General features: G+C 66.4%; 5 protein-coding genes. All 5 read right to left on the bottom strand.

What is annotated here, in order from left to right; translation table 11 throughout:
* Positions 1 to 791 (bottom strand): hydroxymethylglutaryl-CoA lyase (locus KAY22_RS22530; protein WP_296625421.1); only part of this gene is annotated, 791 nt, incomplete at its 3' end.
* 9 nt (positions 792 to 800) lie between these two features.
* Entirely contained in the window at positions 801 to 2828 is a 2028-nt protein-coding gene (locus tag KAY22_RS22525; RefSeq protein ID WP_296625420.1) for a biotin carboxylase N-terminal domain-containing protein, read from the bottom strand.
* Positions 2816 to 3598: an enoyl-CoA hydratase-related protein gene (locus tag KAY22_RS22520; RefSeq protein WP_296625419.1), complete on the bottom strand. Its 783-nt coding sequence runs from the start codon at positions 3596 to 3598 to the stop codon at positions 2816 to 2818. Before KAY22_RS22520 ends, KAY22_RS22525 begins: the two co-directional genes overlap by 13 nt.
* Before the next feature lie 9 nt (positions 3599 to 3607).
* Positions 3608 to 5209, bottom strand: a complete 1602-nt coding sequence (locus tag KAY22_RS22515; RefSeq protein WP_296625418.1) for a carboxyl transferase domain-containing protein — start codon at positions 5207 to 5209, stop codon at positions 3608 to 3610.
* Positions 5210 to 5287: 78 nt separating this feature from the next.
* Positions 5288 to 6469, bottom strand: a complete 1182-nt coding sequence (locus tag KAY22_RS22510; RefSeq protein ID WP_296625417.1) for an ABC transporter substrate-binding protein — start codon at positions 6467 to 6469, stop codon at positions 5288 to 5290.
* Between the last annotated feature and the right edge of the window lie 132 nt (positions 6470 to 6601).

The raw sequence follows: 6601 nt of genomic DNA, 5'->3' as shown, positions 1-6601 counted from the left end.
GTCTCAAGGCCGTGCCCGTCGAACAGCGTCAGCACGTCCTCGCTGGCGACGTTTCCGCTGGCGCCCGGGGCGAACATGCAGCCGCCCAGCCCCGACGCCGCCGCATCGACGCGGCGGATGCCCGCCAGCAGGGCAACGTCAAGATTGGCGATGGCCTGGCCATAGGTGTCGTGGAAATGGACGCCGAGCCTGTCGAGCGGAACGCGCCGAAGCACTTCGTCCAGCAGCCGTCGCGTCGCGGGCGGCGTGCCGCGCCCGATCGTGTCGGCGAGATAGATGTCATCGACGCCGAGCTGGAGCAGCGCGTCGCACAGCTCACCGACGCGGGCCGGGTCGATCACCCCCTCATAAGGGCAGACGAAACAGCACCCGATATAGCCGCTGACGCGGGCGCGGCTGCCGCGACGCAGCTGCTCGATACCGGCAATCCGTTCCAGCGCCCCCGCCTTGTCGCAACGCTGGTTGCGCGCGAGAAACGTGTCGGAGGCAGCGACGACCACGCCGGCCCAGTCGAGGTCCGCCGCCATGAACCGGTGCATGCCGCGGACGTCCAGCACGACGCCGCCATAGACGACCCCGTGACCGCGCGGCAGCTGGGTGCACAGCGTGTCTGCATCGGCCATGGTCGGGACCAGCTTCTGGTGAACGAAGCTCGCCACTTCCAGCCTGGAACATCCCGCCGCGATCAACTCCTGGACGAGTTCGATCTTGCGCTGCGTCGGGACGACAGTCGGGAGTGACTGCAATCCATCCCGCAAGGTGACATCGGTCAGCATGACAGGCGTCTGCACAGCCACCCCCTATGCTTCGCCGGCGAAGCGGATGAGCAAGCGACCCATTTCCACGGTGTCGCCCTTGCGGCATGCCACCTCCGAGACCACGCCCGGGCCTGACGCGGTCAGGTTGTGGATCATCTTCATGGCTTCGAGTACCATGACCGGCTGACCGGCCTCGACGGTGTCGCCCGGCGCCACCAGCACCTCGACGACAAGACCCGGCGTCGGCGCCGCGATGTCCAGGCCGGATTTGGCTCCGGCGCTGGGGCTGCCCATCCGTTCCACGGGGTCCACATACCGGAACGCCTGCCGAACCGGGCCGGCTGTTACGAACCGCTTGACGCCGCTACGCTCGACCCTCGCCGTGAAGGCCCGGTTGTCCGTGCGAAGCAATAGCCGCTCACCGTCCTGCCGGGCCTCGACCGAGATCGTCTCGCCGTCGCAATCGACCTGGTACAGACCCTTGCGACCATGCACGGCTACCCTGTGGGCGGCTCCCGCATCATCCACGAAATCGACGACGAAGCGCGCGGCGCTGCCCGCCTGTTCGAGCAGACGCCAGCCACCGAGGCTGCCCCACGGACCGTTCCGGTTCCGCTCGCGCTGGGCCGCCTCCAGCGCCAGCACTTCAGCGACCGCAGCAACGATCAGGCTGCGGTGCGCGTCCTGGCGCGACGGCGCGATCTCCCATGGCTTGAAGCCGTCGAGGAAGCGGGTGGTCGCGGTGCTCGACCGGAATTCGGACGTCTGCAGGACCGCACCGAGATAGGCGGCGTTGGTCGCGATTCCGTCGACCGCAAGCCCCTCCAGAGCCGTCGCGAGGCCTTGCCGCGCGCTCTCGCGATCGGGAGCCCACACGATCAGCTTGGCGAGCATCGAGTCGTAATAGGGCGTCACGATGCTGCCGGCGGCGATGCCGGTGTCGAAGCGGAAACGGCAAGACGACCCGACCTCGTCGGGGACGGCGATACGTTCGATCCGGCCGAGCGCGGGGACGAACCCGTGCTCCGGCATTTCGGCATTGAGCCGCGCTTCGATGGCGTGGCCCTGAACGGCGATGTCAGCCTGCGCGAGCGGCAGCACTCCGCCACCGGCGACGAGGATCTGCAGCGCCACCAGATCCAGTCCCGTCACCATCTCGGTCACGGGGTGCTCGACTTGGATGCGCGTGTTCATCTCGAGGAAGTAGCAATCGCCGGATTGCGGGTCGTAGAGGAACTCGACCGTACCGAGCGAACTGTAATCGATGGCCTTGGCAAGGCGCACCGAGTTCTCCAGCAACCGGAGGCGCAGGGCCGCGGGCAGCAGCGGTGCGGGCGCCTCCTCGAACACCTTCTGGTGCCGGCGCTGCAACGAGCATTCGCGATCGAACAGGTGGACGAGATTGCCGTGCGTGTCGCCGAGAACCTGCACCTCGATATGGCGCCCGGCCGGGATGAAGCGTTCCAGCAGGACCGAGGAATCGGCGAAGGCGGCTGTGCTCTCGCGGCGTACGAGATCGAGGGCCGTGGCGAAGCCCTCGGCATCGTCGACGATGCGAATGCCCTTCCCGCCCCCGCCAGCGCTGGCCTTGATCAGCAGCGGGAAGCCGACCCGCTGCGCGGCCGCGGCGAGCGCTTCGTCGCTCTGGTCGGCGCCGTCATAGCCGGGGACGGTGGGTATGCCGTGCTCGGATGCGATGCGGCGGGCCTGCAGCTTCGAGCCCATGGCGACGATCGCCTCGGGCTTTGGCCCGATGAAGACGATGCCCGCCTCTGCGCAGCGCCGCGCGAGGTCTGGGTTCTCGGCCAGGAAGCCATAGCCGGGATGAATGGCGTCCGCGCCAGTCTCGCGTGCAGCCGCCACCAGCCGGTCCGGCAGCAGATAGCTCTGCGCTGCGTCCGACGGGCCAATCAGCACCGCCTCGTCGCAGGAGCGCACATGCAGCGCGTCGCGATCAGCCTCCGAATAGACCGCGACCGAGATAATGCCGAGCTTCCGGCAGGTTGCGGCTATGCGGCAGGCGATCTCGCCGCGATTGGCGATCAAGACCTTGCGGATCATGCGCGCCATGACGGCACCGTCTTGTTCAGGAAGGTGCGGATTCCCTCGCGTCCGCACTCGGTTTCCCACGCGTCGGCCAGTCGATCCGCCGTGTAGGGAATGTTGTCGTGGTCGGCGTGGCTAACGACATAGGAAATCAGGGACTTTGTGATCCTGATTGCCTCCGGCGCAGCTTCCAGGAAGGTCGCGATCTCGCGCTCGACACCGGCGTCAAGCGCGTCGTCGGAGACGACCTCTTGGACAAGGCCCAGCGCACGTGCCTCGGTGCTGGAGAATTGCCGGCCGGACAGCGCAAAGCGACGCGCATTCGTCGCGCCGATGCGGCGCACGACATGCGGCGCGATATTGGCGGGCACCAGCCCGAGCCTGACCTCGCTCAGCGCGAAACGGGCGCTCTCCGCCGCGACCACGCTGTCTGCGATCGACACGAGACCGACCCCCCCACCGAAGGCCGCGCCGTTGACGCGCGCAATGACCGGCTTGCCGATACCGTTCGCCGCCTGCAGCATGTCCGCCAGGGCGCGGCTGCTGGCGACCCGCTCGCTTCGGGAGGCCTCGTTGATGGCGAGCATCCACGCGAGGTCACCTCCCGAGCAGAACATCTTGCCGGCGCCGGTCAGGACCACGAGCCGCACCTCGGCCATGCGGTCGCACTGCAGAAACGCCGCATTGAGTTCGCCGATGAGGCCGTCATTCAGCGCATTGCCGTTCCGGGGCCTGTTGAGTGTGATGCGGGCGACGCCCCGCGTATCGGTTTTAATGGTGAGATTGTCGTACATGGGGGTCGATCACATCCGGAAAACGCGGAAGCGCGCAGGCTCGGGTGGCACCCGATCCGCAAGCGCGAGACAAAGCCCGAGGACGTCTCGCGTCTGTCCGGGCTCGATGATCCCATCGTCCCAAAGGCGCGATGTGGCGTAGTAGGGGTCGCTCTGGGTGTCGTATTGGTCGCGTACCCGCTCCTTGAGCTCAGCGATCTCCTCGTCGGTGACGGTGGCTCCCTTGAGGCCGTTGCGACGGACGTCGACCAGCACGGTCTCGGCCGTCTCGGAGCTCATCGTGGCCACCTTCGAGTTCGGCCAGGTGAACAGGAACCGCGGCTCGAACCCGCGTCCGCACATTCCGTAATTGCCGGCTCCGAAGGATGCGCCGATGAAGACCGTGTATTTCGGCACTGTCGCGCAGGCGACCGCCGCCACCATCTTGGCGCCATCCTTGGCGATCCCGCGCTCTTCAGCCTGCTGGCCGACCATGTAGCCGGTCGTATTCTGTAGGAACAGCAACGGCGTGCCGCGCTGGTTGCACAACTCGATGAAGTGTGTCGCCTTCAGCGCCGATTCCGAGAACAGGATGCCGTTATTGGCGACAATGCCGATCGGATAGCCGTGAATATGGGCGAAGCCGGTGACGATCGTGGTGCCGTAGGAGGGTTTGAACTCCTGGAACTCGCTGGCATCGACGAGCCGCGCGATCACCTCCCGCACGTCGTAGCCGATCTTGTAGTCCACCGGCACGATGCCGGTGATCTCGCTTGCGTCATACAGTGGCTCGCGGACCTCGCGCCGGTCGAAGGTCTGCGTGGTCGGCCAGTTCATTTTGCCGAAGATGCCGCGAACGGCGTGATAGGCCTGCTCCTCGGTCTCCACCAGAATATCGGAAACGCCGGACTTGTAGGTGTGCAGGTCCGCTCCGCCGAGGGTCTCTGCGTCGACGATCTCCTTCAGCGCCGCTTTGACGATCGGCGGGCCGCCGAGGAAGATCCTGCCGATGCCCCTGACGATGACGACCTCGTCGCACAGCGCGGGAATATAGGCGCCGCCGGCCGTGCAGCCGCCGAGCACGACCGCGATCTGCGGCAGGCCCTCCATCGACAGGCGGCACTGGTTGAAGAACGAATTGCCGAAATGGTCCTTGCCGGGAAAGGTCCGGTCCTGCGTGGGCAGGAACGCACCGCCTGAATCGACGAGGTAGAGACACGGCAGCCGGTTCTCGGCGGCGATGCGCTGGGCGCGAACGTGCTTCTGCACGGATTCGGGGAACAGAGTGCCGCCCTTCACCGTCGCATCGTTGGCGATGATCATCACGGGGATGCCGTGGATCTGGCCGATGCCGGTGACGATGCCGGCCCCCGGCGACTGGCCGTCGTACTGGCCATAACCGGCGAGTGTCGACAGTTCGAGAAAGGGCGAACAGGGGTCGATGACCTGTCCGATCCGGTCGCGGGCCAGGAGCTTGTTGCGCTCGAGGTGCCGACTGATCTCCCGCTGGCGATTGCCGGAGACCACCCACGACTGGCGCTCGCGCAGGGTCTGCGCCAGAGCCTCGTGATCGGCTCGGTTCCGCGCATAGTTGGGGCTATCGCGCTCAACGCGCGTTTTCAGCGACTGCATGATCTGGGCCTAAAACCAAGGGTCTGGCTGGCGGCCGGCTCTATGCCGGCCGCCGGTCGAAAGACTGCAGCGGGGAACCTAGTTGCCGAGCCAGGCGGCGCGACGCTCAAGCCTGACCGCGCCGAGCAGGACAGGCTTCTTGGCCTCGATGCGATACAGCAGGGTCATGTCGCTCGACCGGTGGTCCGTCGCAGTGAACACCGCCGGCTCCATCAGGCCATCGACCTCGATCGGGGTTCCTGAATCGAGGGCGGTCTTGATGCCCTGCCCGGTGAGATTGCCCGCACGATCCGCGACCTTCATCGCCGCGGCCAGTGCCATCATCGATGCCCAGCCGCGCACGAAGTTCGGGTCGTCGAGCTGCGCGGGGTTGTCGGCAGCCGCCGCCATGGCGGTCGCAACTGGTAGTCCGCGCGCTGTCAATGCGGCCAACTGGACAGTGACCATACCCTCGATGCCGGGGCCCGCGAGATCTATGAGGTTTGGATCGTAGGTCCACACGCCGCCGTAGAATTTCGCGGCCAGACCGGCCTTGTGGGCGTCGCGGATGATGACGGCGACGGTCGAGGCGATCTGCTGAAGCCAGATGAAGTCCGGCTTCTGGTCCTTCAGCCGAGTGATCGGCGCAACCGCGTCGATCGCACCGGGATTGACCACCTCGCGGCCGACGATCTCGATCTTCAGCTCATCTGCATAGCTCTGGATGGCGGGTAGGACGCTCTTTCCGAAGGCGTTGTCCATATAGACGATGGCCAGCCGGGGGCGGCGCGTCGTGTCCGTCCAGTTGTCGGCGATATGCTTCAGGCCGGCACGGGCCTGCGCCGAATAGTCCGCGCCGACGAAGTAGTTGTAGGGCGCCCGCCGCGGGTCGGCGAGATGCGCCGAATAGGACGCCGAGAACCACGGCATGCGGTCGCGCGCCACGGTGTCCATCAGCGCCTCGGTGTCGCCGCTGCCGAAGCCCTGGATCGCGATGACGCCCGCGCTCTTCATCTTCCGGTAGGCCGCGAGAGCGCGGGGGATCTGATAGCCGTAATCCTCGGCCAGCAGAGTGATCTGCTTGCCGCCGATGCCGCCGGCCGAATTGATCGCCCGCACCGCGGCCTGGATGCCCCGCGCATAAGGCACGCTCGACGATGCCACCGGGCCGGTGGCGTCATAGAGCAGTCCGACCTTCACATCCTGCGCGCGGCTCTCCGTCGCCATCAATGCGACTGCAAGCCCCCCGACGATCGCCAGCCCCTTTACGAAACTGATCATTGTACTTCCTCCTACCAAATGCTTGTTTGGTAAAAAGATGCCGGAGTGCCCCGCTTGTCAATGGCCGGCCGAACCCATCGGATGGCTGATAGACCTTCGGCATATCACGCCCCCGGGGCTGGTCGTCCGCAG

This window comes from Rhizorhabdus sp. (assembly GCF_018006725.1).
Taxonomy (GTDB): Bacteria; Pseudomonadota; Alphaproteobacteria; order Sphingomonadales; family Sphingomonadaceae; genus Rhizorhabdus.
The sequence above is the reverse complement of the archived record's forward strand: the minus strand, read 5'-3'. Positions and strand labels throughout refer to the sequence as shown.

Bases quoted from the DNA above. Each gene is read 5' to 3' on its own strand.
- KAY22_RS22515 (WP_296625418.1), bottom strand. From the start codon at position 5,209: ATGCAGTCGCTGAAAACGCGCGTTGAGCGCGATAGCCCCAACTATGCG.
- KAY22_RS22520 (WP_296625419.1), bottom strand. From the start codon at position 3,598: ATGTACGACAATCTCACCATTAAAACCGATACGCGGGGCGTCGCCCGC.
- KAY22_RS22525 (WP_296625420.1), bottom strand. From the start codon at position 2,828: ATGGCGCGCATGATCCGCAAGGTCTTGATCGCCAATCGCGGCGAGATC.
- KAY22_RS22510 (WP_296625417.1), bottom strand. From the start codon at position 6,469: ATGATCAGTTTCGTAAAGGGGCTGGCGATCGTCGGGGGGCTTGCAGTC.